We start from the raw sequence: 26,001 nt of genomic DNA on the forward strand, positions 1-26,001 counted from the left end.
GTCTTTCAACCAGCGCTGAATATTGCACGCCGGATCACAATCCAGAGTCGATCATGTTCGCCTCGGGACGCCAAATCTCCCTTCGGACCGATCACCAAGGCGTGCGTCCCGAGGGTTCTAAGTGTCATCGTCTTCGGCGTCGCAATCCAAACCATCCTTCACGCGCTGAACTGCTTCCGCCACAGCGGCTTCCAGATACGAAACCTCGTCATCGGTCAGCTCCCCGAACAGGCCGCGTTTCTTTTTCGAGATGCGGCCGTTCTGTAGGCACAGCTTGACGAACAAAGCCGCCCTGCGGTTGGGCATATCGATTACATCGGTCAAAGCTGTGTAGCCGGCATCGAAATAACGAATGTAGTCGAGTTCCTCCTTGAGGTCTTTCTGCACCGTCTCGGCGATCTTCTGATAGATGAACTCCACCGATGGAGTGCCATCGAAATATCGATAGAGGTGGGCGGTGTCGTTCCTGACGATGATGTTGTGATCCCTGTCCCATCGCCAGTCCGTTCTTTCCAATGCGGGACGCGAGAACGTATCAAGCGTGGCCCCGTATGCTTTTTCGTCACGGATGATGGCGGCGGATACCGGGAAGAGAAAGTCGGGGGGGGTGAAGCCTTCTCTGGACAGGACGTTGTGGATCAGGAAGCGGTGGATTCGCCCGTTGCCGTCTTCGAACGGATGTATGTAGACGAAAGCGAAAGCGACAACCGTCGCCGCGACCACAGGGTCCGACATGCCCCTGAGCCGCTTGGTCAGCAATGACCAAGCGGCCATCAACGGTTCGACATCCTCGGGTTTCGGGCATATGAAATGGACCTTTTCAAATCCGGGGCCGATCGTCTGCCCGACGAAATTCTGGAAATCGCGGAAATCGTTTGCCGCATATCTCGGATCGACGATCGTATTCTGCAGCTCGACGAGATCGCGTTTGCTCGCCGGATCGAAAGCCGCGGTATTCCTCAGCGCGGCAACGAAGCGTTCTGCTCTCTGCGCGGTGGGCTCTTCGCGCTCGATCTCAAAGGAGGATTTCGTCTCCTTGGTGAACAGGTACTGGATCGCTCTGGCAAGGAGTGCTGGGTCGCAATCGTTTACGATGTCTTGAGCCTGCCTGTTGATTTCCGACGCTCTTGCATCGGCTATCAGCCTCGTGGGACGTACGGTGACGCATAGTCCCGGCACGCCGAGCATGTTGTCGACAACCTTGTGGCGTTGTGAGAATCTGCCGGCCGCGCCGATGTTTTTCTTTTCATCCAGCGCATGGACGTAATTCACGGTACCCGCGTCTGGCAGAGAAAGCCGTGCTCCAGTGAACCATTCATAGAGAAACCATGCCCGGCGGGCGAACGCACCTTTTGGCTCGGTTTTGACCCAGGCTTCGATCTCTGCCGGATCGACCTTGTTCATGGTCTGGGCCATGACGCCCATGTCGAGTGTTTCATTCTTCAGAGCGAATTTGAGGTTTCCTGCAGTGCTTTCTTCGGGAGCATAGACAAGGGGGTACTTTTCAATGACTCTCCCCTCTTCTACATATGTTTTCCGAGACGTCTGGCCGCACCAGGACTCGACGGCTGGCGCAGGGCAATCCAAGCCCAGATGCGTCTTCAGCCAATTCTGTCCGACTGGGAATTCGCTCATCGTGGAACCCGCCCGTTCAAAAACGCATTCGCTTGTTCAGATTCGTTTTATTTTACCTGCTGCCGTCAAAAAACGCTATATGGCCAAGCATTTTCAGAAGAGCGCCCTCAAAAATGCATTCGAGCGTAAAAAATGCGATGCAAAAATGCCTTAGCGTCGAAAAACGTATTCGAGATTGCATCAACGCCGAACATTCCAAGCCGAATCACACCCCGTGTCGCAGGCGGCAGGAGGAAAGGCGGCGAGCGCCATAGGCTCCGCAGCTATGAAGAAAGCAACAAAGGCTCTGAACGGTCCGCGCTACACCGTCCACCTGTGTTGCGAATCCGGTCTGGAATAAAAGCAACAAACAGAGCGCGTGTTGCAACAAGCAGGTCAGGCATGACGGTCCAAGAACGCCTTTATTGTTGGGCCATCGATATACTCACTCACTCAGCTACAGAGCCGAAACCGCACTCTTGAAACTACAAATATGCCGCTGATGAGGCTTTGAGGCCGCCTTGCGAAGCTTCCGAACTGGGAAGACACCGAACGGCAAATAACGCCAACTGGACGCCTTCGATGAAGACAAAACGTCGCCTGCTGGGAACGCCTCGTTGACTCTACTCTTCTCCGAACTCCAGAGGCATATCGGGGCTTCATGCAGAATACTTAGATGCGAATCCGATCCGCCGCCACTATGCAGGCGGCCATGTAACGTGTGCGCAAAGAGGTATTGCTCCGGTGGACGAAGTAACGGATTACGACATGTCGGAGCATCGCAGATATTTATAGGTGCAACTTTACATTGTATTCAGACAAAATATTGCTTCTAATGCAGATCCATTCAAAGATTCTCACTTTGCTAACCATTTTGCATCACGTTCCCTCAGCCACCCGACGATGATCTCGGGAATTGCACTTGTGTGTGACATGACTTCATCACGTCAGAAATGAATTCGGCGCGCCAGAAGAGACATGTCCACGTTGAGAAATGTCCATCATGAGAATCAAGAACCAATTCATCATCCTGGCATCCGCCACCGGTGTCGCTATTACGGGCCTGGTCGGTAGCCTGTGGGGATACGACGGCGCTGCCACGGATGTGACAAAGGCCTACGACCAGAAGTACCGATCTTATCTGCTTGCCGATAATTTGCGCCAGTCGTCCGACGACCTCACTCGTCTGGTGCGGACATATGCCGAAACCGGCGACGTTTCTTTCAAGGAACAATACAATGCCGTCGTAGAGATCAGAAACGGTACACGGCCGCGCCCGCAAGACTATCACCGGATCTATTGGGACTTCGTCGCAAGCGGAGAGACCAAGCCCCGTCCAGATGGTGTCGCCGCTTCCCTAAACGACCTCATGAAGCAGGCCGGCTTCACGGACGAGGAATTCTCGCTCCTTGACGAGGCCGGCAAGCGCTCCGACGCCCTGATCAAGCTGGAAACCGAGGCGATGGATCTCGTGGACAATGCCGCGACGAAGGGGCCGGAGTCCCAGCGCAAGGCGACGCAGATGCTTAACTCGCCGGACTACCATCGCTATAAGGCCGAGATCATGAAGCCGGTCGATACCTTCTTCGTCAAACTCGAAGCGCGCACCCAAGCCGCAGTGGATGAGGCGAACGCGCGTGCCTCCTTCTACTGGAGCCTGACGATCGCTGCCATGTCCGCTCTCGTTTTGATGCTTGCCATTGTCGGTCTCGTGACCTTCAAGCGGATCATTGGCGGCATGTACAAACTCGGTGCGTCGATGGGCCTCGTCGCAGGTGGGCAGTTGGACGCCCAGATCGATCTTGCAAAGAACAATGACGAAATCGGCGACATGGGCAAGGCGCTGGAAGTTTTCCGGCAAGGCGCGATCGCCAACAAGCGATTGGAGAAAGAGGCGGAAGAAAATCGCAGGCGTGCCGAGGCCGAGCGGATTGCGACGCAGGAAAAGGCCGAAGCCGATGCAGCCGAACGCCTCCGCGTTGCGACCTCCGGACTCGCCGCCGGCCTGAAGCGCCTCGCCTCCGGCGACCTCGCTTTCCAGCTCAACGAGGCCTTCGCGCAGGATTTCGAAGCCTTGCGCCGCGACTTCAACCAGTCCGTCTCCCAGCTCGGCACGACGATGTCCGAAATATCGAACTCGATCTCTGGGCTCGATACCGGCACCCGCGAGATCGCCGACGGTACGGACGACCTATCGAAGCGCACCGAGCAGCAAGCGGCCTCGCTGGAGGAAACGGCCGCAGCTCTTGACGAGATCACTGTCAACGTCGCCAATTCCAGCAAGCGCACCGAAGAAGCCAAGAATGTCGCGAGCCGCGCCAATCAATCGGCTGCCGAATCTGCGCAAGTTGTCTCACATGCTGAAGAGGCCATGCGCAAGATCGAGGAAAGCTCACAACAGATTTCCAACATCATCGGCGTCATTGACGAGATTGCTTTCCAGACCAATCTCCTGGCGCTGAACGCCGGGGTGGAGGCGGCACGGGCGGGCGACGCCGGCAAGGGCTTTGCCGTCGTAGCCCAGGAAGTGCGGGAACTTGCCCAGCGGTCCGCCCAAGCGGCCAAGGAAATCAAGGGGCTCATCCATAACTCGTCTACAGAAGTCGGAAACGGAGTGAAACTGGTTCGCGATGCCGGTTCGGCATTGAAAACCATCAGCGGCTTCATCGTCGAGATCAACGCGCACATGGAATCGATCGCCACATCCGCGAAAGAACAGTCAGTGGGGCTTGCCGAGGTCAACACGGCTGTCAATTCGATGGACCAGACGACCCAGCAGAATGCCGCAATGGTGGAACAATCGAACGCGGCATCAAACACACTTGCCTCGGAAGCCGTTAGGCTGCGGGAACTGGTCAGCCAGTTCAGGCTCGAAGGCATGACCGCAACGCATCCCGGCTCACCGCGCGTTGCCCGTAGCGCTGATTCCGCAGTCGCCTCCCCTGCCCGCTCGCTCAACCGTAAGGTCGCGTCCGCATTCAGCGGCAATGCGGCGCTGGCAACCAGCGACTGGGAAGAGTTCTGAGAGGTTGATATTTAGCATTCGTCTTGGACGCGCTCGCGAGCAACGGAGCGCGTCCAACGATGGCCTTTAGACGCACAAGGCTCGCCACCATCGTAGTTCTCTCTATTTCGTAAAAAGCGAGGAGATCAACCCGCAGGGACAACCGCGCTGCTTGCTCGGCTCACGGATCCTTGTCTCAGCCGATCGCTACTTCAAGCAACGCATCGCGCCGGCATCGAGGCAGCCATGACCGAGATCAAGGGTGAAACTTTCAAAGAAGGCTTTAACTTCTCTTCACGCAAAGGAACGTGGCCGATCAATCCAATAGGCCTTTGATCGTCGCGACAGGCAAAAACATGCGCATCGGCATCGATGGCAACGACTGGAAGCCATACCCAGCGTAGAGTTCGACGCGACGCCTCGTCTTTTCCTCATTGCCACATTCGAGGACGTCAAGGAGAACAACGGCGATCCCGATCTGGTCGGCAATTCGGGCAATCCGTTTGAGACAATCGGCAAGGAGATCGCCACCGTAACCGCCACTCCTATAGCGCTCATCGCGCCCCACCATCGAGATATAGGCTGCAGGAATGCTGCCCGGCCCGATCCGTATCACGCACATCTCCTGTTCGGTTCCCATTGCTACGCCCAGGCATGGCGCATCCGCACGGAGAAGCTCGCGCGCGAGATCAGCGAGGATCACTGGTGGGCAATCGAGATGGTGTGTTCCGTCGGCTCGGCCCATCTGCTGAGGGCGCTTGCACTTTCGGCCCGACCCGCACTCGCCGCAGCAAAGATGTCGAACCTTCACGGACCGTTCGGTGAACCGGCATGGCTGACGGCCCTTGTCCTGGGAGAGGACGCGCTCGCCAGGAAGCTCAGAGTACAACATCGAGTGTCCAACATCTGGGACAACAATCGATAAACTGCGACTTGCGGCGGCGCGCTCACAGGCCGAACAGATATCGCCTAATTGACACCCGTCCCGATAGTCCGGGGGCGAGGTTAGCTGGCTTTCTTCAATCCCGCGACCTTTCTAAGATCGTCGTTCAATCGACTTTGCCAGCCCTTGCCGCAGTTGCGCTTGTAGTGCTCGATGATGTCGGGGTCCAACCGAATGGATATCTGTTGCCGAGGTTTTTCGATAGCCGGGCGCCCTCTAGACCTCTTGATGCTTTCAGCCAGGTCAGGGAAAGCTTCCGCAAACGGCCTTGCTTGAGCTAACTGATCATCTGTTGCCTCTGGCGCGTCGGGGTCACTGGCTATCTTACGTTGGATTTCAGCCTCTTCTTTATCGGAGAGGTAGCGAACCTTGCGGGGTTGGTTGGTCATAGTAGGTTCCTTTCCTTCTGGCTGGCGTCACGCATGGAAATGATGGAAATGCCTTCGGTTCCAAGGTGGGCGAACACGACTGCGATAACGCCGTTGCGCAGGACGCCGATTGCCATGAAGCGGCCTTCCTTTGCCGGGATCACGAGAGACGACATGAAGAACTCGCCGTCCAGATCGTCAAAGTCATAGCCGTGCTTGACTATGTTGGACTGGCGCTTGTGGTTATCGTAGGCGATCTTCATGCATTTCTGTATCACATTTATTCATTAATGCAAGAATAAACGTGATACGTTTAATCGAGGAGATGAACCACAATTTCGCATCCGACGCTAAGGCCGCTCGACTCTTGAATTACGACGTCGTGCTGAATAGCGACGATCCGAAATGCTTGCGAAAGCTTTAAACGTTCTGAAACCAGACGGCCACCTCGTTTCGATTTGAGGCCCTGCCGGATGCGGCATTCGAACGGATTTCCAATGCTAATCTGCGCAAGTGCCGAGTATTGGCGTCATAAGCTTTATGTGGGCATCGACTCGTTCCAGCACTTTTTCAGGAATAACGGCACGTTCAGGCAGGGACCACCAAAGCTGGTTTACACATTCAACCGTCTCGGTCACCGCTTTGAGCACAGCAGCTTCCGGCAGACGTGAACGGTTAGCGAAGGCCTTCCACCGTTGTGCATTCATTGCCTTGAAGGAGCGGTCGCCGGCAAGCGGCAGCGCCATAGCATCAGCCGGAATATAGGGAACCGTCGAGAGCACGTCGTAGACCGGTGCAAGTGCCGGCTTGTCGCCGGCGCCGCGATAGATCAGCGACCAATTTTTGAGGTGCATGTCACCATTGCCACTGATGGCGGCCAAAGCCAACCGTCGGACGAATTCCAGCGCGGCCGAAGAGGAAACCGCAACGCCGAGTGCAGCGGCGATATCGTGATAGGCCGCGCCTTCGTATTTGCGCGAAGGATAGATGCCGAACACCTGAGCAAAATCCTCGACATGGATCCGCTCACCATCCACGCCGCGATCGAAGCGTTTGACGAGCAAGACTTTCCCGTCGGACAGCGTATTCAATTCCTCCGGAGTACCCGCGAATTCCGATTGTTCGACAAGCTCACGTTCCGGCACATCCATGCCGATCGCATCGGCCAGAGCTAGATTGGCATATTCGTTCTCCGAGACGCCCGGAAACGAAGTCGAAGGAAACTTGGCGATATAAGCCCCCTGCTCATCCCCGAGCGGGATGGTCAGGCCCCCACCCTTGCCCGTGTTCTTGATGACCGAAGGTTTCATCTGCACACCCGCGAGCGAAAACCGGGCCTTCTGTTCGGGACGTGACAGAGCGTCGGCATTAGCAACCACTCCTTCGCTTGGTACGACGCGGACAGCACCTGGTAAATCCGACCCGAGGGCGACAAGCAGATCGAAATCGTTCCCAGCGCGAACACTGCCTGCGTGGTGCTTTTCCATCGCCTCGCGCAGTTTGTCCTCGGGAAGAAGATTGGCAAAAAATGCGGGCAAAGCTCTAGCTACAGGTTTTGGATCCTTGCGCAATCCTCCGGTTGCCGCGCGAAAAGACAGACTGAGCACAGGGAAACCACCCGTAGCGCGATAGCTATCCTCGAAGCTGAACGCGTTGAAATCGCCGGGTGTCCTGACGATCGTGCCGACCTTCAGATTGTTCAACAACACCTCAAGCAATGAGACCGATTTGGGATTTAGAGACGTATTAGACATCAGTGTCACCGTCGGGACGGGACATGAAGGCGGGCAAATCGTCGTCGTCATTCGGTCGTAGCAACGCATCAACGGCTGGGACCATCGCCTGAGGGATAAGCATAATTTCGAGACCGAGGGCGCGAGCAATGTTGATCAGCGTCGTCGTACGGGCCGCGGCGCTCCCCGTCTCGATTTCGCGATACCGAGGACGCGATATGCCTGCCATCTCGGCAACTTGCTCTTGTGTGAGCCCCAAGCCTTTACGCTTCGTCTTTAACAATCGACCGATTTGAAGTAGAGCCTCTGATCTCATGTTTGATACCTTAACATATCATTCCATTCGAAATGATACGTATAAATATCTAACCTCACAGTCAATAAAAATGATATGTATGGGGACCTTTGCAGATAAGTGATCCGTTTACGGATCGTCTTTCTCAGCGATTAGGCAGTTCCCAGATCGAGCGCGCGGCTCCAGCGGCGCGGAGAAGAGGTGTGAGGAACATCGCCCGAGTATAGACGTTCAACTGAAATCGGAAACTTGTGTTCCTGGTCGAGACCTGGCGTCCACCGTTGTGGGAACAAAACTCTGGAGATTGAAAATGAAAGAGGCCAAAAAACCGACGCCCGCAGGCGAAGAGTCGGCCAAAGGCTTGAAAGAGAGCGCTGAAAAGGAGGAGAGACGGGTGGAACGCCAGAAAGGAAGCCCGCTGGCAAAGGGCGAGGACCGATTTGAGGAGCGTTCCAGAAGCTCTGACGGTAAGAGCGCTGGAGACAAACAAAGACCCTGAAGTCGATGCCGAAACATGAAATTCCAAAAGCGCCGCTACGCGCACCTGTGAGGCGCCGGGAAACTCTCGGTCGGCTGGAGATGTCGCTGTCGCTGAAACCATTCATCATCACGGAAAGCGGGCGCACGCAAAACTCGAAATGGTGGGTAGTGACGCATTCGACGCTTAGGTTACGTCTGCGAGACGAGTGAATTGACATGCTCTTCGAGTGTGACTTTCCCACGGATCGGCTCGTTAGGCAGTTCGGCACCGTCAATCGTCGCCATGGTCATGCGGGCATAGGAGCGGGCGGCGGCCTCGGAAAACCCCTGCTCTCGGAAGCTCTTTTCGATCCCTTGACGGGCTATCCCTTGTAGTGCGACAGGAAGACCAAGCGCGTTTGAGAAGGCTTGGGCCACTTCCGTAAAAGTGTATCTTCGCGGGCCCTCGACATACTTAATACCGACGTCATTGTTGGTGCTTGAAAGTCGTATCGCCGCTACCTCTGCGAGGTCCGCAGGAGAGACCATCGGCAACACAAGATCTCCGGGGAAAGGCGACGACAGATGTCCCTCTTTAGCTGTCTCCAGCAGATTATCCAGATTGGTGAAGTAATAGGCCGCCCGGTTTATCGCAGTCGGTACCCCAGTTCCTTGCACAAGCTTCTCAAATTCGTAAAGGACGGACAAGTCACCAATGCCGTCGCCAGCCTGAGCGCCATAAGAGGATGCAACGACGACCTTCTCCAGGTCTGATCCTCCGACAGCTCTCGCGATGCTTCGAGCGGTTTTGAGTTCCTCGCTGTTGGTATCGGAGGCTGGGCTTGCCGGCGGATTGAGAAGGAAAGCGCGTTTTGCCTGCCTGAAAACAGCGTGAAGCCGATCCTCATTTGCCACGTCAGCGATAACTACTTCGACGTTGTTTCCTTGGATAGTTTTCGCCTTTTCCGGATCATGAGCGATGGCGGTAACGTGCTCGCCTGACGAACCGAGAGCCGCGACAACGCTCGAACCGACATGTCCGGTGGCTCCCAGGACGACGTACATATTTATCTTCCTCTTAAGCTAAAAATGCTGCCCTCGGGGAAGCCCGTCGGCAACTCAAGCAAGACTCGATTTCGCTGCATCACTCAGCGCTGCGATCCGCTTCATCGAAGTGTTGACTTCAGCCTCGTTCCACGAATTTGTTGAAACGGCTGAGGTTGCCATCGCTTGTCTTATCTTGGTAGAGGAAGGCGAGCTTCGCCTCGTCGAAAATCCTGAAGAATTCCTCCCACTCGACTTCTTCAAAAGCTTCCTCTTTTTCTCCGAAATCGATACGAAGCACGCCGCCCTTTCCTTCCGTGCGGATGACGGAAGGGGTTCCACGCCGTTTTTCAACCCATGATCGGATCGTGTCGTGGTCCGTAGTACTTTCTGAACTGCTCATAACCCACTTCCTTCCCTGGATCGTTCACATAGTGACCTTGGCGTTGTCGCCCATGTCCGGCCGGACATGGCTGACTGCGGCCGCAGCCATTTTAATGTAGCTAACGATCGTGCCCGGACTGTCCCAGTATTCGGCGAAATCAGGGGTGACCTTGAGGACACGGATCGACGGATCGTCTGGGCTATCCCACCAAGCCTTGGCAGGCGTGGCCCACAGGTCGCGAATTTTTGATCGATCATTTAGCACTTCAGCGGCGCCGGAAATCGAAACGTATTTCTGCCCCTTGGATTCTGCGAAAGCGAGGCAGACGGAGCGATTTGTCTCGATCTCGTCATCCTTGTGACTTGCGACGTCCGTGAGGAAATAAAAAGCATTTTCGCTCGCCTGTGGATGTGCAGACATTGGTCGGGAGCGAATGCTATCGCCGACCTGGGTAGCAAGCATGCAGAATCCGATCTTCTCAGCAAGGTTCCAGACTTTTGCCTGCTCATCTTTGTCATGTGTCATAGAAACTCTCCTCTAGAGGTCTGCCGTTCCATAGGCGACGCTCGGTCCTGGCTATCACGACACCTATGTCCTCAGCCGCAAACTAGCGGCGAGCGACCATTAAAATTGTCGCCATCGCGCACCCTGACTGCGCTTTGCCTCAGACTTCGTTTCATGGGACACAGCGGACCGGCCCGGCGCCGGAGACGACAAACGGAAAAACCGTTTGTCGGTCGAAAGGTTCCCAATGATCAGCGGTTCTGGCGCGGCAAGGCTTGCCGATGCGCTTCAATCAGTCGTCTTCGCTCTGCCGGAGTGGCTGTAAGGAGCTTACCGCGAGCGCTCTGCATATCGTGCTGAGATCAAAAGACGATCCTTAACGGCTCCTGCTCGCGGAGCCCTCTTCCGGACGGCTAAAGAACCGGGTCAGCGGCTGCCTACCACTGGGCGACACAGAAGCGGTCGAGAGCCGCGGAGTTCATCTCGACAGCAGCCGGAGAAGCTGGGGGCACATTGGGCGACAGCACAGAGCAGCTAGTTCTATCATAGCATCGGACACTTGGATCCCACCCGCCCGCCTTGCGGCGGTAGGTGGGCTTATGTGGTGATCACTTGAATCTTTGGAGCATTTTCTGCATCTTGAGATTCTCGGAATGGAGCTTTTCAGCTAGCAATCTCTTCAGCCACACATTCTCGTGTTCAAGTTTATCTAGCTCAACACGGGAGGCAGAATCGAGACCAACTTCAGTGGACGCGTTGTGATTGAGGCGCGGCAGATTATCCAATACCTCTGCCGCCTGCTCTCCAAGAGCCGCCTGTTTTTGGGGCGGTAACGTTCTTATTTTCCGGGGCAGTTTAATTTTGCGGTCGTCCGCTGTGATGGCCTCTCCTTCAAGCACTTTTGCGCTTGCGGTTAGATCCCCAGTGAATACGGGCAATGAACTTACGGAATTGTCAGCTGGCGAGCTGGCCTCGACGAAAGGCTCGTCCAGATGTGATGCATGAGGCAAGAGAACTTCCACCTCGCGAGCAAGCGACTTAAAATCTGTACCACCCCAAATCGACGTAGGCTGGGGCTTTGGGCGCCGCCGAGACGATTTGAACTCCACGACGAAACTTCTCTTACTTGGCTTCATATGAGCCTTCACTCCGCAACGAACTAGCAATGAGAATTAGCGACCCGAAAGGAGCACCCAACGCCGAGTGCGGTTCGCTACGAACTGATCCTTATGATCGATCAAATGGAACAGCGCCCCATGAGAACACCGACGCTTCCCGACCGGAGCGGCGTTGTGACGCCGCCGCCCATGAGCCTAGTGTTTAGTCCAAACCAAGCCGTTTGCGCAACACGGCATTTTCCGAGCGCAGCTTTTCAGCCAGGTTCTTGCGAAGTCGCAAGTTCTCTTCTTCAAGCTTCACCAAATCTTCCAGATCGTCGGGCAGAGCCTCAATACTCGGCTGCATTACGAGCTGGGCACCGGCGGCCTTTTTCCAGTTGTAATAGGTCTGTTCGCCAATACCAACATCCTTTACAGCATCCTTGAGCGTGGTTTTGCGTTCGCGCATCAAGGTCTCAATCCGATTGAGCTTTGCTGTTTTCTCCTCCTGCGAGTGCCTGACAGACCTGCCTGCGGGAGCCTTGGCTGGGGATGCCTTGTCCTGGCTTTTAGATGCCGCGGGCTTCCGTGTCATTTTATCGCTGATTGTTTCGCCGTGAACTGCGGGTTGCTCGATATTACTCTCATCCACCATGTTATTCTCCCATATTGGACTATTCGCTTTTCCCGCGTAGAGCCTCAGGGCGTCAATGTCCAGACGTGCATCCACGCATTATCGTCAGCTACGGAGTGAGAGGTCTGGAATATCCAAGCCGATAGTACACGTCAAGCGGAGCACCCTGTCGATATTCAGTGTCCAGATCCAGCAATATCAGTACCGGCCGGAGAACTGGTACCGGTTTAGGAAGCACAGCCAATCCGCTGTTATTATGATATACTTTTGCAGCCGTCAGTCCACTGATAAGGAGGCTGCGATGCGGGATATTGCGGGAAAAGCCAAGCAGGTGAGCCCGGGCGAATTGAAGTTCCTGCAGGGCGTTTTCGATCGGGGTATGCATGTGGTGTGACGTTGCGCGCTCGCTTCATCATGGATGAATTCCACGGAACCAACGACGAGGTGACGCTGCTTGCACACACTATGGCGTGAGGCGTGGCGCTCTAGAACCCGACCGCAGGAAACTGAAGATGTCAGTTTGAGACGCTCGGGCAAAATTTGTTCCCAAATGCTGGAACCTTCTTCAGCGATCGCGATTGGATGGTCGTCAGCGAAGTCTGACATTGCACCTTGTGAGCCCGGCTCCTCCGATTTTTTGGCAACCGGAGGGGCCACCTAATCTCGCCGGCTCACTTGACCAATCAACCGCTCCTTCCACCCAGGAGACATTCTCTCGGGCAAACCGATTTTGCCTTTCGATCAGCGGATCATAAGTTGATCTTCGCCAAGGATGCGAGCCATCGCAGCCGTCGCGGACCACCCGAAACCCTGCAAAGCCTTCCAACTGTATACTGCCTTCATCGCTTGGAATTGGGCATCAGAACCGTCGATAACAGCGCTCCAAAGCAAAACCGCTGTCGATGAATTTTAAGGAAGTCGATTGGCAGCGCCAGCAATATTGCCGCGACAACACTATAGAACCCTTAGCAGCATGAAGTGTGGCCGCGGCAAATGACATGCTTGCGATCGCCACAACATTCGAGACGGCCATTCCCGCTTAAGATATCGAGGCGCATGCGACGTGAAGGATCTGCCTTAAGTCAAAGGCCAGACGATCCCCTTTCCATGAAACACTTTGATGCGCGCCGACGCTTAACGGCCTAACGATGAGGGCTTTGGGTTGGTCCGCTCTTCCAGCAAGCCGCGGCTATCGTTGATCCGGTTCTTTGGAACATTCAATTTCGCTCGTGGTTGGTCTCGATATGCGCGCTCCGATATTGCAAGACCGAGAACGCAGGAGTTTCGACGTAGCATCGGTAGATGCGCTCGTAACCGGCCACTGGCCGACCACACAACGCAATTTGGACTGCAGAGGTTCGAACCAGTTTCCCACCAATCCGTTTAATCGAAGACGGAAGCTATCGACGGCGAAAGGGAACCCCATAGTGCCAGAGAACAACGCCGGGAACGACCCAAAGGGTCGAGACGCCAAATCGCCAGGGCAGATACCCGCGAAGGGACTGTGGGATGTGACCTGGCGGGTTTATGTCAGCTTTACCGAGGACAGGGTTGCGATGATTGCGGCCGGTGTGACCTACTACCTGTTGCTCGCAATTTTCCCCGCATTGGGCATCTTTGTCTCTCTCTATGCCTTTGCCGCGGACCCAGCAGATATCTCAAGGCAGATGGAATTCCTCGTATATATCGTGCCATCGGAAGCCCTAAGACTGATCCTGGACCAATTAGGTACACTTGCATCGCAGAAGCCCACCACGGCAGGCCTTGGACTGCTGATCAGCTCAAGTATGGCGTTATGGAGCGCGCATAACGGGATCGCGGCGGTTTTTGAAGCAATGAACATTGCGTACGGCGAAAGCGAGAAGCGCAGCTTCTTGCACCGCACCAGTTTAGCGATGGCTTTCACCGTCGGCGGCATGATTGCAGCTATTTTGGCAGTCCTAGCGGTCGCGGTGTTACCTGTCTGGCTGGGCTTCATCGGGCTCGAGCGATGGGCTGAACTACTCGTCGATTTCGCTCGATGGCCGATACTGCTACTTATGTTCACCGGAGGTGCCGCGATGCTCTATCGGTTTGGACCAAGTCGTGAACCGGCGAAGTCTCCATGGCTTACCTGGGGTGCTGCCTTTACCACACTCATGTGGTTGGGCACATCACTGCTGTTTTCATTCTACCTCGACCATTTTGCAAACTATAATGCAACCTATGGCACACTCGGCGCGTTTGTCGGTTTCATGGTTTGGACCTGGATCTCGGTCATCATCCTCATCCTTGGGGCGGAAATCAACGCGGAACTTGAGCATCAAACGATGTGCGATTCCACAACAGGTAGCCCTCTTCCGATGGGCGAGCGAGGGGCCTATGTCGCAGATACGGTGGGTGACCCGGCTCCCCCTTCCAACTGAAACGTTTTGTTACCCGGCGCCGTTCGGACGGCCGGCTATCGCGACCCCTCCCGCTCGTGCAAGTAGAAGAACGGCCCTAGTAACGTTCCTGCAACTAGAGGCTCGCTAACCGTAGAGCCGAAGCAATCTCGTACCGACCTATCGCCGCGCCGCCTTGTTGCCGTGCATCATATCGTATTTATGTCATTGATTACCGCGATGGGAAACAGTGCTCGGATAACGATGCCTTCGCGGCGCCACTCACGCATGATCTGGCATTTAAGGTTGGTTCTCAGCACCGTTTCCAGGCGACTCCCAAAGCCGAGGGTGCCAAGTTCTGCATCCGGCGGAGACACTGGAGGGCCGCCGGATTCTCGCCAAGTTAGGTGCAATGTCCCGGAGTGAAGTTCGCTTTCGACCGAAATATCGCCCGTATCGGCGGAAAATGCTCCATATTTGACGGCATTTGTCATAAATTCATGCAAGAGGAGCGACAGACTTGTCAAACTCCCAGCACTAATTTCGACGTCGAGGCCTGACATGACGCATCTCGGGCGCGCGTCCTCCTGGTAGGGCGCCGTCAAGGTTTGCAAGAGACGGAAAAGCGTCGTGGTATGTTGCGCAGGGACGCTGTCCATTTGGAGATTAGGCAAGGTGATCTCATGTGCCCTGGCCAAGGCATTCAATCGCTCCCTCAACCCGTGTGCAAGTTCGGAGGGCGTCTCAGCATTCTTTGCTGCAAGGGTCACCAATCCACCCGCCAAGGCAAACAGGTTCTTCACCCGATGATGCATTTCGCGGAGCAGCAGGGATTGTTGTTCGGCATGACGTTTACGCTCGGTGACATCCCGCGCGATCTTGGAGGCCCCGACGATCTTGCCTTGCGTATTGCGGATAGGTGAAACCGTCAGCGAAATGTCGAGCAAAGTACCGTCCTTGCGACGTCTAATCGTTTCAAAGTGATCGACACGTTCTCCCGCCTGAAGTCGAGCCAGAATAGCAGGCTCCTCATCCAGCCGATCGGTGGGAATAAGAATGGTGACCGGTTTGCCAATGACCTCATCGGCGCTATAGCCGAATAGCCGTTGAGCTCCTTGATTCCAGCTCGTGATAATCCCCTGCAGGCTCTTGCTGACTATTGCATCATCAGAGGATTCTACGATTGCAGCGAGAAGAGCGCCAGCATCCGGTCCCTCAGGACAATCGCCTACCGGGGGCACGGCTTCACCACGCGACGCTTCAACACAAGAATCAGAAGACATATTTCACTCTCACGAACCATGCTGGGACCACGCGCCATCCTTGAACAAGAAAAGCGGCGACGCAAGTCCGTCCCCTCTCGTGCGAATTGAAAAAATACATCGAACGCTGCTAAATTTCACGCGATAAGCACCCGGCGACGCATCGCACAAGGACGGCCCGCGTTTCTCCTTGAATGGTGAGGTGTGAGGTCATGTCTCGTACCTTCAAAACCAATCGAAGCCGAGCTCATTTTCTCAATACCGGCCTGGTCGCGTTCGCTATGTTGACCATCGCTATAATGGTTGCATTGCTTTAGTCGCGGGACCTACTTGGTCTTCTCCGTTCCGGTTGGCGTCCTGATCTCTGACGGACCACCAGTTCCAGACTCGGCGGTCGGATCGCGATCGACAGGGGCAGTTTGCGCGCTCCCATTTTCTGAAGAATTGTTGTCGATGACGCCTTGGTTGCTCGGAGTTACTGCTGGTTTTTCCGTTGTGACCTGTTCTGGGGCGGTCGCGGCGTCATCGTCGATACCTTCACCGTAAAGACCCGCTATGCCCCATGCGACCATGGCAAGAACAAGTCCACCGACAAGCACAGCGAGAACCGGAACGCCAAGAAAACCTTGGCGGGCGCGGACCGCGGGAATTGGCGCGGCGTCGTGTTGTTTGGTTTTTTTGTTGTCGAGATAGCTGGCCATGGAACTCTCCTGTCGCGTTTGTCTCTCATAAACCGAGCTCAAGGTCCAAGGTTCCACTAGATCCGGAAACGCGAATGTCATCCTTGGCAACATCGTTGCCACCTGGCCCTTTTTTTGAAAATGGAAAGACGAACCCGACATCGCGTCTCGATGGCGCATCCCCGCGCAATCGCCGCCGCAAGCCAATACGATCAAAGTGCATTGATGACGACCCTGCTGGCAACGGCTACGAGCAATCCTGCCAAAGCTACCGCCGTGCCATATCGCGCCACCCTCATCCGCCGCCAGCGAGCGCCATTCCAGTCATAGCCCATCAGTCAACTCCGACATTTCGTTCGGTTCTGAAAGTTAACCCAGGTCCGTTATGAAGAGTTTGCGGGCCATGGCTCAGTCTTCGGGGAGCAATTCGTCCGACGAGTCGTCAGCGCCAACTTCTTCAGTCGCACGATCTTTCAGATCCGCCAGCTCATCCGCCAGTTTTCGCAGCTTCAACGAAATGTCTTGAAGTGCCATTGCACTAGGCATCTCATCAATCGAGCCGCGCTGATCCTTGTGGTCATTCATTAGAAGCTCCTCTCTTCCGATTTTCGGAAACTAGGTCGCCGGTGCGTTCCGGCAAGAACGGCTCAAGATCGTTTCCTCAAAACCCTTTTTGATGTGCCAGAGTGATGTCGAAATCGCAACAACTCCCGGTCCATCTCCAGTCCATCACCAGCCGCAAGGAGAGGGTTTCAAAGCCAGCTGATTCACTCCGCTCGCGCTCATGCCTTACGGTAACGTCAGGTGCTTTGCCGTCAGCCATTACCTTTAAGGCGTCTCTAATTAAAGCAGAGCCCAATCGGACTGTCACGCCCTTCATTGAGGAGCCGCTTAAACGACTTGTGTTCTTTCCGAACGGCGGCCAAGTCTGCTCGTACCGCCGCCGATCGCAGTCGATTGTTACCCGCGCTACGTCTTTGACGGAACTGCAGTCTGCAGTTTCAGGTGCGCCCCGCATCTGCTACCTGTATTTCCTGCAGTTCCGCTGCCCAAGCGCCGCCATTAGGATCTGTTCTGAGATCTGAAAGTTCGGTTCGGGAACACAGATCCAAATGGGCGGGACACTGGAGTATTCCCCGATGGTCGATAACCGCAGACTGTCATTGTCCATGAGGAAGCTACGGGCAGCCAGTTGGGCGGATGATCTTCAACCCTCTGCTGGGCGAACTTCGCAAGCGATACGGCTTGTCGCACATGACCTTCCTCTTGGTTTGCGGCGGAGGAACCTCAGCCTTATATCCGTATTACTGCACGACCTGACCGGATAAGTGGACGGAGATCTACGTCGACAAGTGCTATTTCGACATAGATCCGGTTGTTGACGTCGTTCGCTCGGGATTCTTCCCGGTGGATTGGTCGTCTCTTGATCAGCGGCCAACACTAACCTCCCGTATGGTCACGGCCTAACGATCCCCATCCGTGGCCCGAGAGGCGAACGCAGTCTCTTTTCCGTGACCTCAAACCTATCCAAGCGCAATTGGTTAAGGCAACGCGCTTCGAGCATCCACGAGCTGCAGATCCTTTCTCACTCCCTTCATGAGACGATGCTTTCTACCGCTGCACTTCGAGAAGTCGGTCGTTATCGGAGCCTCTCTAAACGCGAATGCCAGTGCCTGCAGCTGCTGGGAACAGGTCGGATTTCCAAGCAGATAGCAGCGAACCTGGGCATTTCGGAAAATGCGGTGAAGTTGTATCTGCGTTCGGCAAAGCTCAAGCTCGGAGCCTCTACCAACCATCACGCCGTCGCCAAGGCAAGTTACCTCGAATTGATAAAAATCTGACCGCGCTCGATCGTTGTTCGCCGTCCGCGTTCCCGGTATTGCGATCCGCTTCTACGCGTATTTCAAACGGCCTATTGGGCCACGACGCGGAAATCGACGAGCTCATCATGGCGTTACGCTTGGAGTATCAATCGACAGCTGTTCGTCACGGGGCGCACCGCGAAAGCGGGAACAAAATCCGCATCCGACAATTCTAAAGATCGTCTCATCGCCAACTGATGAGACGACATCTGTTTAGGTCCGTTTGCCTGCCGTTGTCGTTAAAGCTCGCCAATACCAGTAGTCGTATCCGTGGTGCGGACCCGCAAATTGTTTTGGACATGCGAGACGCCAGTGACGGCGTCGGCGCAGTCTTCCGCACGCCGCTTATCCTGGCGTGACGAAACCAGCCCGGTGAGCGTCACCTCGCCGCTCGAAACCACAACCTCGATATCGGAAGCATCCAGCCACCCGTCATCCGTCAACCGATCGTTGACATCGTCTCTGATGCGTTCGTCGGAACGCTTGTATCCGCGTGGGCCTTTGCCGCGAAACTGGTCCATCCGACGGCGATATTCCGCATTCTCGTCGCCGAGCCAGGACGCAACCTCGTCTCCGGCCTTTTCGAGAAATCCACGTTCTTCGTCGTAACCGCGACCGCTTCGCGCGTAGCTATCCTCATTGGCGGAGTAGCGTCGACGCTGGCCGTAGCCAGCCCGATCTGCGCGCTCGGTGTAGCCTAGATCGTCGGTGCTCCAAGCCTCGGGACTGCCGCGCTCGAAATCGGTCTCCGGGCGGGGTCGTCCTTGACCCGATAACGGGCGTTGATGGCTGCGCTTTTCCGGTCTGCGGTAACCGTCGCGTTCAGCCTCGTGGTCACGGCCATACCGTTCCTCACGTTCATATCGATCTTCTGCCATGGTGATGATTCCTCCTTGTTGCCGCAGAACAACGCTCGCGCGTTCCTGTTCCATGCCAATGGAAACAAATCGCCTCAACGACACAGATGGTCTCGATAATCGCGTCGTACGAGTTATTGAGAATGAACCCGAGCGAAGAAGGTCCGCCGGGAGCCGAGAATGTCTCGATCCATGCGTGATTTGGCGAGCCTTGGTCTTTGCAGTTTCGCCAACGTGACCTGCGACCCAATCCATGTCGGTTTTTTCTCTTCGACTGTTATGGGTCATAGCAGTTAGGTTGGTTCGATCTATCGCAAACCTTTAGACTTTTTTGAATTACACCCAATAGGGCGCAATCCCATAGTAGTCGTAAACCTGTCGGCCTCTCTCGGCACTCCAATCAAAATCCTGGTCTCGCGGATATCTTGGAGCTCCCTCGAGTTGATCCTTTGTGATGCTTACCTGGAAACCGCCGAGGCCTGGATTATAGTCGAGTACGTCCCAGGGAAGAGGATAGTGGTCATCTCCGATTCCCAAAAGACCGCCGAAGCTCAGCACAGCATAGGCAACGCGTCCACCACGCTTTTCGAGAATGATCTTCTCGATAGATCCCATGTGATTGCCGGTCCTGTCGTAGACGTACATCCCCACTACCTTGTCGCTGGCAATGAGGTCATGAGATAGACGCATATCAAGGGTACCCATTTTTTATTCCTCCTTGGACTGGAGAACTGCTGTTTTTTGAAAGTTGTTCCCTGCCTTTCGGAAGGAAGACACTCACGAGAGAAATCCGCGCCAGGACGGTGTCTCATTCCCCGCGTGGGGCGGATGTTACCCGCCAGATGACGTTGCCCACGTCGTCGGCGACGAGCAAGGCCCCCGTCTTGTCGAAAGTCACCCCGACCGGGCGGCCCATCGCCGTATCGCCGGAGCCGATGAAGCCCGTGAGAATGTCCTTCGGCCGGCCGGCTGGTTGGCCGTTGCGAAACTGCACGAAGATCACTTTGTAGCCGCTGTGCACGCTTCGGTTCCATGAACCGTGCTGGCCAACGAAGGCGCCGCCGCGGTACGGGGAAGGAAGAGATGATTCCTTGTCGAAGGTTAATCCCAGGGAAGCGGTGTGGGAGCCGAGCGCATAGTCGGGCTTGATTGCTTTGGCGACGAGATCCGGGCGCGGCGGCTTTGCGCGGATGTCAATGTTCTGGCCGAAGTAACTGAAGGGCCAGCCATAGAAGCCGCCCTGACGCAACGAAGTCATGTAATCCGGTACGAGGTCGTCACCGATCTCGTCGCGCTCGTTGACGACCACCCAGAGCCTGCCGCTGTGCGGATTCCAGGCAAGTCCATTGGGGTTCGTAAGCCCGAAGCGAAAATCCGTGTTTTGTGGCGGGCGGGATCTACTTCCAGCACCGCGGCACGGTTTTTCTCCGCCGCAATGCCATTCTCGCCGACATTGCTGTTAGATCCGACGGTAACGTAGAGCTTCCCACCGTCGCGCCCGGCGATCAGATCCTTGGTCCAGTGGTGATTGATGTCTCCGGCCGGCAGGTCGACGACCTTTTGCGGCGCCGCCGTTATCCGGGTTTGACCGGAGGAATAAGAATAGGCGACGACGGCGTCGGTATTGGCAACGTAAAGCTTTCCGTTGACGAGCGCCATACCGAACGGCGAATTGAGCCCCTCGATGAAGGGTCTGCGCAGATCGGCAGCACCATCGCCATCCGTGTCCCGCAAAAGCGTAATGCGGTTGGCGCTCTCCGTCGCCGCGCCCGCCCGCTTCATGGCCTGCGCCATGAAGACCTTGCGCAGGCTGAATCCGCTGTCCTTCTTGGCGGGCGCGTTTGTCTCGGCCACAAGCACGTCGCCGTTTGGCAGGACATGAATCCAGCGCGGATGATCGAGGCCCTTCGCAAAGGCGTTGACCTTCAGGCCCTTCGCCGGCTTTGGCCTCGCGCCGCCGTTCCACCCTTTTGCTTGGGCGATGTTGATCGTCGGGATCAGTGTGGGTTTCGGTTTCGGAAGCGTCGGATGAGGGCCGTAGCCACCGTTTGTCGGCACCGTTGCGGTTCTTTGCGCGGTGGCGGCCAGGCAACCCGCAGTGATCGCTCCGAGCAAAATGACCCCTGGAATACCAAGAACGAGCGGAACTCTGCGAGAATTCATGATCGTGGTCCTCAGCAAAACGTTGCCAACTGGATATACTACGACACAAGGGCGTTCCGAATTATTCCCTATCGCCCAGCTGACGGCAGGCTCGATGATCGGACGAACACGCAGCCGTCCAAGTATGTGCTCGGCCGCAGAGACGAGGCAATGCGGGAGGCCGCTCTTTTCATCGCGACGACACCGAACTTCACGATTGCTCACTGGTCTACTGCACAACCCGCCCGCGACATGGAGACGGTCCAGCGCTTGGCTGAAGGTTATCGGATGGCCGGATTGCCGGAATGAACGGGGAGCCTGTTGAGCTCTGCGCAAATGGAGCGGCGACGCCTCGTTCCTACTTGTGGATTTACTACATAGTTTTGCAGAGTGCGAGCACCAATCTGAAATCGTGTGTGATCAACAGGCAACCGCCTCTCGCACTGGACGCCATCACTAAGCTAATTCTGAACAGGTGGCGGGGTTCGGATTGAGCTACCAGGAAGCGACCGCCATCTGCCGATACCCTGTCGGCCCGATCAGAGCGGGCGGCTAAGTCCCGCATGGGCTTGTACCTGCGATGGGAATCCCCTGCATTAAACGTCAACGCGCTCATTGCTGCGCACGGAGTCAATCCGAGTGGTAACCGAATTCGGCTTCAAGGATCCGCAGTCCATCGAGGTATTTATGCGTTTCCACCCCGCTCGCCATCGCCTGTTCCAAATTGTCCAAGAGATCTGCATGCTTGACCGGGAGGGCAAGTGGGTTTGACGCCGCCCGCCTTACAAAGGCTGGTTCCGGCTCGGCCAGTTCTTTTGTCAGCGCCACGACAGCGCCAACGATCACGGGATCAAATCCTTTTTTCAGCAATCGCTGAGCCGACCAGCCCGGTCCCTTCTCCAGGACGTCGTGTAAATAGGCCACGACCTTGGCATCCATCCCGTCCACGGCGTTCGCAACACGCTGACAGTGGCTGAAATACGGTTGCCCCGTTTTGTCCAATTGCCCCTGATGGGCCTCAGCAGCTACTTCGCTGGCGAGAAGCAATGCATCGTGCGAGCTCAAGACACCGCTGTCCATCGGTTCGTTTTCGTTGCCCGGCTTCTCAGGCATGGGCCTATTCCTGGTTATGGGCGCCACCAGGTGCCGTCACGCCCCGCAATCCTGCACCCGCGAGCGAAGGATCGCTGCGAGCGGCGTCTGCAAGTGACACGACGCCCACCAGCCTTTTGTCGCGATTGAGCACTGGAAGTCGTCGAACCTGAATGTCGCCCATGTTACGGGCAACGTCGCCGATTTCTTCATCTTCAAAGCAGTATTTGACGTCCGCCGACATCACCTCAGCCACTGTCGTATCCCCGTCGCGGCCGTCGGCCACGCACCGCACGACGATGTCCCTGTCGGTGATCGTGCCGACGAGGCGGTCATCTTGTTCGACAGGAAGAAATCCAATGTCGTTGTCAGCCATATGGCGGGCGACTGCAGCCACGGTATCATCCGGGCTGACGATATGCACGTTCTTGGTCATGATCTGGGCAATTTGCATGCTCTTAGCTCCTATCTTTGCTGGAAAACCGCAGTTCCCTCCCATGGCAGTCGAGCCGCCGGGCGGCAAACGCGCCGAAGCTGATCAATCATGCTCAGGGAAGCTCGGGCGGCGGAATCGTTTTCCGCTTCGATTTCTATTGGGATTCCTTCCGCTGTGATGTTGTTTGCTAACGGTCGGCCCTCTCCTTTGTTCCGCTCATTCGTTGCGACGTTCGTGATCGATTTCTCCTGGGCGATCGGAACCGATAGTCGATTTTAAGGTTTGGGATGGATCGCGAGGTTCATGAGGTTCATCATGCCGACGCTGATCAGGTTCGTTATTTTGAATGTGGGCGTGGGGTTTCTGCTTGGGGCAGCAACCGCCGCTTCGATCGCAATAGTCGCTCCGGGCGCCCTCGGGCACGGCGAGGGTTTTGATCCGCTTGCATTCGGGCTCCAGGTCTACGCTTTCGGCGCATCCTTTGGCCTCGGTGCCCTGGCGACGGCTTTGATGATGATTGCCAAGGAATGATAGATCCCAAATGCCATCGACGATTGATGCGGCTTTGCGCCCATCGAGATGATCGAACCGTGGCCGTTCCTCTGTTCCGTGCTGGCCGTGGAACCAACTCTCCCGCGAGACGCTTACACCCAAGCTTCTTGAGTAGATTGTGTTGAACAATCCCAAGCCATTGGCGCGAAATGAAAAAAGTGGGCCGTCGATCCATGTCCAGAGTGAAAATCGCTGGCATTCTGTGGCACGATGGCATCACTTGGCTTCCGGTAGATCCAGCGGGCAACCAATGCGGACGATCACGCGCTCGGCCCCGGCAATCTCCTCGGCTATCCGTCGAATGGTGTCTGAAGCGTCTCGTTCCCGCAGCACGCCTTCAATAATCACCACATCGCCGAGCAAACGAAAACAAAGGCCGCCCGTTTCGAATGTTGTCTCGGAACTCACGGCACAGCGTATAGAAGCCAGGAGCGCGGCTGCGTCTGCGCTGCGTTCCTGAGGTCTGCCACCATCGGGCGCGATCAGGACCATTGCGAAACTCCTCTCATCTCTTCATATGAGCAAACCCTAATTATTTAGGATTGTTCCCTCTGGGCGTTGTGAAGTTTCTTCAAAACCGCCACCTTGGGGCGGTTTCGCCGTTGATGCGATCGTCAACGCGCCAACGGCTGCGACGCATAGTAATCGGCAAGCCGGGCCACATCCTCAACCGTTAGATGGCGCACCGCACGGCTCATCAATCGAGCCGTTGGACTGTCACCGCGTAGATCCTGTTTGAACAGGAGAATTTGCTCTATTAGGAAGGTGCGGGACTGGCCGCTAAGCAAAGGATAAAGAGGATTTCGGCCGTCATGGCAGGCTTGGCAGGCAGCGATCTTTTTCACGGGATCGCCGGTTTGCACCAGAGACAATGTGCGCTCGTCGCCGGAGCGAGCTCTCGGCGTCGCTGACAGCAACCCATCCTTGCGGGCAAAGTGGCCGGCCGTGGCATCGATGTCCGCATCCTTCAACCGCGAGACGACGACCTCCATGAACCCACTTTCACGGCTCCCTTTGCGGTAGGCCCGAAGGGCTTCAGCAAGATAGGCGTTTGATTGCCCTGCAATGACTGGAGCTATCGGGTCATTGCCTTCGATACCTTGCTCATGGCACGCCAGGCAGCCGGATAGCGTATCGCCGCTTTCGGTATCCTTCGCACCGGAAAGCTCTTTGTAGCGGGCCGGGCTCATCGTCTGAAGCTCCTTTAGAAACGCAACCATTGCCCAGACCTCGTCGTCGCGCCCAGCGCCGGGCCAGGCGGGCATCCCGGTATAGCGCAGACCGTCGCGCACGATGACGAACAGTTCCTCGTCCTTCCAGTTGCCAACAGTGTCCCTGAGGTCGGGCGGTGGCGGCAGCATCGCGAGCATTTCCGGGGAGCGGCGGCGATCCGGAGATCCATGGCATTCGGCACAGCTCATCTGGAAATGCACTGCCGTGACCTTGAGGTGTTTGGCACTTTCGAAACCGGAAGGCTTTTTGATGCCGAGCGCCGCAGTTCTCACGGACGAACGCATTGTCCAGTGCAGGAACCACTCAGTGACTGCCCAATGGCCGCCGGTTGCACCAACATGAATGATGCCGAGCCAGGCGATCAGCAAGCCGGCAACGGGCGCCAGGGCGGCGGCGGCAGCCAAACATTTCAGACAGCGGTTCATGGTGCCTGCCCTTCGGTCGGTTTCGCAAATGACGCACGCAAGAGTCTCGCGGCCAGGCCAACGCCACCTGCAAGGTAGGCAACTGCCCCAACAAACAGCATGACGATGCCGCCAAGCTGCTGATCTTGGCTCGCAGTCATGGTCACGCCAAAGCAGGTCACATCAGCCACGCCATAAAGAGGGCGCGGAGCCATCGTCAGCAGCACTGCGAGAAGCGTCATATGCATCGAGGTGAGAAGGAGTGCGACAGCGCCGCTAAGCCCCGCATCTGCTTTCCTGCCGGCTCCAAGACACGCAATCCAGAGAAGGCCGCCCGCGACCAGAAAAATTGCAAGCTCAGCCAAACGCATGCCAATCGAGGCTTCCGCCAGATCCCGCATCGCCGGGACATGCCAAACCCAAACGACGACGAGCTCGACGAAGGACAACAGAAGGCCGGCGCCAGGATGCCAGTGGCTGCTCGGGTCCCATCGTGTTCCCGAGACAGCGAAAGCAGCGAGCGGGGCGACCACAGCAACGAGCGCCATGTGCGTCCCCATATGTCCGGAAAATGCCCGTGGGTCGAAAACAAACAGAGATGTGCATCCCGCCGCCACCAGCAAAATCATAGCAGCGATGAGACTGGCCCATCTCATGAAAAGCACCCGTTGATCAGCATGATCGGGGTCGCCACGAACAGGACGGCGACGAAACTCAGGGCCGATAGAAGCAGGGTTGCAAAGCCCTGGAAGAGTCTGCGCGCCCGATCCGTCGATTCATCATGCGGTGGGTCCGCCGTGCCAAATCCCCACTGTCTCCAAGCGAGATAGGCAGAAATCGCGATCGATACGAGTGCCAGCAAAGTTAGGGCGCCAAGCATCAACTGAAGGCCGACATATTGTTGCGCGCTTCCTCCCTTGGCGCAGAAGATCGCCGCCGTCAGATAACAGACGAGGAAATGCAGCGCCCAGACAATCGGCGCCGTAAACAGCGTCCAAAAAGTCTCGATCTCTCGCGGTAATAGCCGCATAGTTCCTC

At 56.2% G+C, this 26,001-nt stretch carries 29 protein-coding genes and 1 pseudogene; 7 read left to right on the top strand and 23 right to left on the bottom strand.

Features of this window, described 5'->3' with window-relative positions:
* Positions 1-117: 117 nt before the first annotated feature.
* Positions 118-1,635, bottom strand: coding sequence for a Fic family protein (locus tag ASD03_RS34355; protein ID WP_063997128.1), 1,518 nt, complete (start codon positions 1,633-1,635; stop codon positions 118-120).
* Between the two features lies 1 nt (position 1,636).
* Here ASD03_RS34355 and ASD03_RS39560 point away from each other — a divergent pair, with 1 nt between their 5' ends.
* The gene (locus ASD03_RS39560) at positions 1,637-1,789 is read left to right on the top strand and encodes a hypothetical protein (protein ID WP_156408125.1); all 153 of its coding nucleotides are present in this window, start codon (positions 1,637-1,639) and stop codon (positions 1,787-1,789) included.
* A gap of 828 nt (positions 1,790-2,617) precedes the next feature.
* On the top strand, positions 2,618-4,639 hold the full coding sequence (locus ASD03_RS34360; RefSeq protein ID WP_244494727.1) for a methyl-accepting chemotaxis protein: 2,022 nt from the start codon (positions 2,618-2,620) through the stop codon (positions 4,637-4,639).
* Positions 4,640-4,934: 295 nt separating this feature from the next.
* Here ASD03_RS34360 and ASD03_RS40930 read toward each other — a convergent pair whose 3' ends face one another.
* The 5 genes from ASD03_RS40930 to ASD03_RS34385 form a co-directional block, all read right to left on the bottom strand.
* Positions 4,935-5,234: a hypothetical protein gene (locus ASD03_RS40930; protein WP_244494728.1), complete on the bottom strand. Its 300-nt coding sequence runs from the start codon at positions 5,232-5,234 to the stop codon at positions 4,935-4,937.
* A 389-nt stretch (positions 5,235-5,623) separates the two neighbouring features.
* The gene (locus ASD03_RS34370; RefSeq protein WP_025431031.1) at positions 5,624-5,950 is read right to left on the bottom strand and encodes a BrnA antitoxin family protein; all 327 of its coding nucleotides are present in this window, start codon (positions 5,948-5,950) and stop codon (positions 5,624-5,626) included.
* Positions 5,947-6,192 carry a BrnT family toxin gene (locus tag ASD03_RS34375; protein WP_057218509.1) on the bottom strand — a complete coding sequence of 82 codons (246 nt, stop codon included), beginning with the start codon at positions 6,190-6,192 and terminating at the stop codon, positions 5,947-5,949. Before ASD03_RS34375 ends, ASD03_RS34370 begins: the two co-directional genes overlap by 4 nt.
* Positions 6,193-6,429: 237 nt before the next feature.
* Positions 6,430-7,683 (bottom strand): HipA domain-containing protein, encoded by a 1,254-nt coding sequence (locus ASD03_RS34380; protein ID WP_057218511.1) that lies wholly within the window; start codon positions 7,681-7,683, stop codon positions 6,430-6,432.
* The gene (locus ASD03_RS34385; protein WP_057218513.1) at positions 7,676-7,978 is read right to left on the bottom strand and encodes a helix-turn-helix transcriptional regulator; all 303 of its coding nucleotides are present in this window, start codon (positions 7,976-7,978) and stop codon (positions 7,676-7,678) included. Before ASD03_RS34385 ends, ASD03_RS34380 begins: the two co-directional genes overlap by 8 nt.
* 289 nt (positions 7,979-8,267) lie before the next feature.
* Between ASD03_RS34385 and ASD03_RS34390 the strand changes: the two genes are divergently transcribed.
* Positions 8,268-8,456 carry a hypothetical protein gene (locus ASD03_RS34390; RefSeq protein WP_057205499.1) on the top strand — a complete coding sequence of 63 codons (189 nt, stop codon included), beginning with the start codon at positions 8,268-8,270 and terminating at the stop codon, positions 8,454-8,456.
* 170 nt (positions 8,457-8,626) lie between these two features.
* Here the strand turns inward: ASD03_RS34390 and ASD03_RS34395 are convergent, their stop codons facing one another.
* From ASD03_RS34395 to ASD03_RS34415, 5 genes are all read right to left on the bottom strand, one after another.
* Positions 8,627-9,481 (bottom strand): NmrA family NAD(P)-binding protein, encoded by an 855-nt coding sequence (locus ASD03_RS34395; RefSeq protein ID WP_057218515.1) that lies wholly within the window; start codon positions 9,479-9,481, stop codon positions 8,627-8,629.
* Positions 9,482-9,599: 118 nt separating this feature from the next.
* Positions 9,600-9,863 carry a hypothetical protein gene (locus ASD03_RS34400; RefSeq protein ID WP_057205504.1) on the bottom strand — a complete coding sequence of 88 codons (264 nt, stop codon included), beginning with the start codon at positions 9,861-9,863 and terminating at the stop codon, positions 9,600-9,602.
* Between the two features lie 24 nt (positions 9,864-9,887).
* A complete protein-coding gene (locus tag ASD03_RS34405) occupies positions 9,888-10,370 on the bottom strand; it encodes a pyridoxamine 5'-phosphate oxidase family protein (RefSeq protein WP_057205507.1) in 483 nt (160 codons plus the stop codon).
* 587 nt (positions 10,371-10,957) lie between these two features.
* Positions 10,958-11,485, bottom strand: coding sequence for a hypothetical protein (locus tag ASD03_RS34410; RefSeq protein ID WP_057218517.1), 528 nt, complete (start codon positions 11,483-11,485; stop codon positions 10,958-10,960).
* A 184-nt stretch (positions 11,486-11,669) separates the two neighbouring features.
* Positions 11,670-12,101 carry a transposase gene (locus tag ASD03_RS34415; protein ID WP_057218520.1) on the bottom strand — a complete coding sequence of 144 codons (432 nt, stop codon included), beginning with the start codon at positions 12,099-12,101 and terminating at the stop codon, positions 11,670-11,672.
* Positions 12,102-13,507: 1,406 nt separating this feature from the next.
* Between ASD03_RS34415 and ASD03_RS34425 the strand changes: the two genes are divergently transcribed.
* Positions 13,508-14,485 (top strand): YihY/virulence factor BrkB family protein, encoded by a 978-nt coding sequence (locus ASD03_RS34425; RefSeq protein ID WP_244494729.1) that lies wholly within the window; start codon positions 13,508-13,510, stop codon positions 14,483-14,485.
* Positions 14,486-14,652: 167 nt separating this feature from the next.
* Here ASD03_RS34425 and ASD03_RS34430 read toward each other — a convergent pair whose 3' ends face one another.
* The 3 genes from ASD03_RS34430 to ASD03_RS39565 all read right to left on the bottom strand — a co-directional run bounded on the left by ASD03_RS34430 (position 14,653) and on the right by ASD03_RS39565 (position 16,970).
* A complete protein-coding gene (locus tag ASD03_RS34430; RefSeq protein ID WP_082557478.1) occupies positions 14,653-15,726 on the bottom strand; it encodes a PAS domain S-box protein in 1,074 nt (357 codons plus the stop codon).
* Positions 15,727-16,031: 305 nt separating this feature from the next.
* Positions 16,032-16,406, bottom strand: a complete 375-nt coding sequence (locus tag ASD03_RS34435; protein ID WP_057218525.1) for a hypothetical protein — start codon at positions 16,404-16,406, stop codon at positions 16,032-16,034.
* A 387-nt stretch (positions 16,407-16,793) separates the two neighbouring features.
* On the bottom strand, positions 16,794-16,970 hold the full coding sequence (locus ASD03_RS39565) for a hypothetical protein (RefSeq protein WP_156408126.1): 177 nt from the start codon (positions 16,968-16,970) through the stop codon (positions 16,794-16,796).
* Positions 16,971-17,750: 780 nt separating this feature from the next.
* On the opposite strand from ASD03_RS39565, the gene ASD03_RS41205 reads away from it, so the two are divergent.
* A complete protein-coding gene (locus ASD03_RS41205; protein ID WP_280137643.1) occupies positions 17,751-17,852 on the top strand; it encodes a hypothetical protein in 102 nt (33 codons plus the stop codon).
* A gap of 137 nt (positions 17,853-17,989) precedes the next feature.
* Positions 17,990-18,226: a helix-turn-helix transcriptional regulator gene (locus ASD03_RS40940; protein WP_244494730.1), complete on the top strand. Its 237-nt coding sequence runs from the start codon at positions 17,990-17,992 to the stop codon at positions 18,224-18,226.
* A 260-nt stretch (positions 18,227-18,486) separates the two neighbouring features.
* Here the strand turns inward: ASD03_RS40940 and ASD03_RS37250 are convergent, their stop codons facing one another.
* From ASD03_RS37250 to ASD03_RS34465, 5 genes and pseudogenes are all read right to left on the bottom strand, one after another.
* On the bottom strand, positions 18,487-19,131 hold the full coding sequence (locus ASD03_RS37250) for a BON domain-containing protein (RefSeq protein WP_244494740.1): 645 nt from the start codon (positions 19,129-19,131) through the stop codon (positions 18,487-18,489).
* Between the two features lie 309 nt (positions 19,132-19,440).
* A complete protein-coding gene (locus ASD03_RS34450; protein ID WP_057218528.1) occupies positions 19,441-19,809 on the bottom strand; it encodes a PRC-barrel domain-containing protein in 369 nt (122 codons plus the stop codon).
* A 103-nt stretch (positions 19,810-19,912) separates the two neighbouring features.
* Positions 19,913-21,267, bottom strand: a pseudogene (locus ASD03_RS34455) (sorbosone dehydrogenase family protein).
* A 609-nt stretch (positions 21,268-21,876) separates the two neighbouring features.
* Positions 21,877-22,326, bottom strand: a complete 450-nt coding sequence (locus ASD03_RS34460; protein WP_057218681.1) for an HD domain-containing protein — start codon at positions 22,324-22,326, stop codon at positions 21,877-21,879.
* 37 nt (positions 22,327-22,363) lie between these two features.
* On the bottom strand, positions 22,364-22,792 hold the full coding sequence (locus ASD03_RS34465) for a CBS domain-containing protein (protein WP_057218530.1): 429 nt from the start codon (positions 22,790-22,792) through the stop codon (positions 22,364-22,366).
* A gap of 297 nt (positions 22,793-23,089) precedes the next feature.
* Here ASD03_RS34465 and ASD03_RS34470 point away from each other — a divergent pair, with 297 nt between their 5' ends.
* Complete coding sequence (locus tag ASD03_RS34470) at positions 23,090-23,305, top strand: hypothetical protein (RefSeq protein ID WP_156408127.1); 216 nt, start codon at positions 23,090-23,092, stop codon at positions 23,303-23,305.
* A 237-nt stretch (positions 23,306-23,542) separates the two neighbouring features.
* On the opposite strand, the gene ASD03_RS34475 is transcribed toward ASD03_RS34470, so the two are convergent.
* The 4 genes from ASD03_RS34475 to ASD03_RS34490 all read right to left on the bottom strand — a co-directional run bounded on the left by ASD03_RS34475 (position 23,543) and on the right by ASD03_RS34490 (position 25,993).
* A complete protein-coding gene (locus ASD03_RS34475) occupies positions 23,543-23,818 on the bottom strand; it encodes a hypothetical protein (protein ID WP_057218536.1) in 276 nt (91 codons plus the stop codon).
* 122 nt (positions 23,819-23,940) lie between these two features.
* Positions 23,941-24,927, bottom strand: coding sequence for a c-type cytochrome (locus ASD03_RS34480; RefSeq protein WP_162771113.1), 987 nt, complete (start codon positions 24,925-24,927; stop codon positions 23,941-23,943).
* Positions 24,928-24,980: 53 nt separating this feature from the next.
* Complete coding sequence (locus ASD03_RS34485; protein ID WP_162250557.1) at positions 24,981-25,592, bottom strand: cytochrome c oxidase assembly protein; 612 nt, start codon at positions 25,590-25,592, stop codon at positions 24,981-24,983.
* 23 nt (positions 25,593-25,615) lie between these two features.
* Positions 25,616-25,993 (bottom strand): hypothetical protein, encoded by a 378-nt coding sequence (locus ASD03_RS34490; protein ID WP_057218542.1) that lies wholly within the window; start codon positions 25,991-25,993, stop codon positions 25,616-25,618.
* Between the last annotated feature and the right edge of the window lie 8 nt (positions 25,994-26,001).

It is taken from the genome of Ensifer sp. Root127, assembly GCF_001425225.1.
GTDB classification, from domain to species: Bacteria; Pseudomonadota; Alphaproteobacteria; order Rhizobiales; family Rhizobiaceae; genus Ensifer; species Ensifer canadensis.

Excerpts from the sequence above, each read along its gene's own strand:
- ASD03_RS34465 (WP_057218530.1), bottom strand. The coding sequence starts at position 22,792 with ATGCAAATTGCCCAGATCATGACCAAGAACGTGCATATCGTCAGCCCG.
- ASD03_RS34400 (WP_057205504.1), bottom strand. The coding sequence starts at position 9,863 with ATGAGCAGTTCAGAAAGTACTACGGACCACGACACGATCCGATCATGG.
- ASD03_RS34415 (WP_057218520.1), bottom strand. The coding sequence starts at position 12,101 with ATGGTGGATGAGAGTAATATCGAGCAACCCGCAGTTCACGGCGAAACA.
- ASD03_RS34475 (WP_057218536.1), bottom strand. The coding sequence starts at position 23,818 with ATGGTCCTGATCGCGCCCGATGGTGGCAGACCTCAGGAACGCAGCGCA.
- ASD03_RS34485 (WP_162250557.1), bottom strand. The coding sequence starts at position 25,592 with ATGATTTTGCTGGTGGCGGCGGGATGCACATCTCTGTTTGTTTTCGAC.
- ASD03_RS39565 (WP_156408126.1), bottom strand. The coding sequence starts at position 16,970 with ATGAATGACCACAAGGATCAGCGCGGCTCGATTGATGAGATGCCTAGT.
- ASD03_RS34450 (WP_057218528.1), bottom strand. The coding sequence starts at position 19,809 with ATGGGTACCCTTGATATGCGTCTATCTCATGACCTCATTGCCAGCGAC.
- ASD03_RS34370 (WP_025431031.1), bottom strand. The coding sequence starts at position 5,950 with ATGACCAACCAACCCCGCAAGGTTCGCTACCTCTCCGATAAAGAAGAG.
- ASD03_RS34355 (WP_063997128.1), bottom strand. The coding sequence starts at position 1,635 with ATGAGCGAATTCCCAGTCGGACAGAATTGGCTGAAGACGCATCTGGGC.
- ASD03_RS34405 (WP_057205507.1), bottom strand. The coding sequence starts at position 10,370 with ATGACACATGACAAAGATGAGCAGGCAAAAGTCTGGAACCTTGCTGAG.
- ASD03_RS34395 (WP_057218515.1), bottom strand. The coding sequence starts at position 9,481 with ATGTACGTCGTCCTGGGAGCCACCGGACATGTCGGTTCGAGCGTTGTC.
- ASD03_RS34410 (WP_057218517.1), bottom strand. The coding sequence starts at position 11,485 with ATGAAGCCAAGTAAGAGAAGTTTCGTCGTGGAGTTCAAATCGTCTCGG.
- ASD03_RS34470 (WP_156408127.1), top strand. The coding sequence starts at position 23,090 with ATGCCGACGCTGATCAGGTTCGTTATTTTGAATGTGGGCGTGGGGTTT.
- ASD03_RS34390 (WP_057205499.1), top strand. The coding sequence starts at position 8,268 with ATGAAAGAGGCCAAAAAACCGACGCCCGCAGGCGAAGAGTCGGCCAAA.
- ASD03_RS34430 (WP_082557478.1), bottom strand. The coding sequence starts at position 15,726 with ATGTCTTCTGATTCTTGTGTTGAAGCGTCGCGTGGTGAAGCCGTGCCC.
- ASD03_RS34385 (WP_057218513.1), bottom strand. The coding sequence starts at position 7,978 with ATGAGATCAGAGGCTCTACTTCAAATCGGTCGATTGTTAAAGACGAAG.
- ASD03_RS34380 (WP_057218511.1), bottom strand. The coding sequence starts at position 7,683 with ATGTCTAATACGTCTCTAAATCCCAAATCGGTCTCATTGCTTGAGGTG.
- ASD03_RS34435 (WP_057218525.1), bottom strand. The coding sequence starts at position 16,406 with ATGGCCAGCTATCTCGACAACAAAAAAACCAAACAACACGACGCCGCG.
- ASD03_RS34490 (WP_057218542.1), bottom strand. The coding sequence starts at position 25,993 with ATGCGGCTATTACCGCGAGAGATCGAGACTTTTTGGACGCTGTTTACG.
- ASD03_RS34360 (WP_244494727.1), top strand. The coding sequence starts at position 2,618 with ATGAGAATCAAGAACCAATTCATCATCCTGGCATCCGCCACCGGTGTC.
- ASD03_RS34375 (WP_057218509.1), bottom strand. The coding sequence starts at position 6,192 with ATGAAGATCGCCTACGATAACCACAAGCGCCAGTCCAACATAGTCAAG.
- ASD03_RS40940 (WP_244494730.1), top strand. The coding sequence starts at position 17,990 with ATGCTTTCTACCGCTGCACTTCGAGAAGTCGGTCGTTATCGGAGCCTC.
- ASD03_RS34460 (WP_057218681.1), bottom strand. The coding sequence starts at position 22,326 with ATGGACAGCGGTGTCTTGAGCTCGCACGATGCATTGCTTCTCGCCAGC.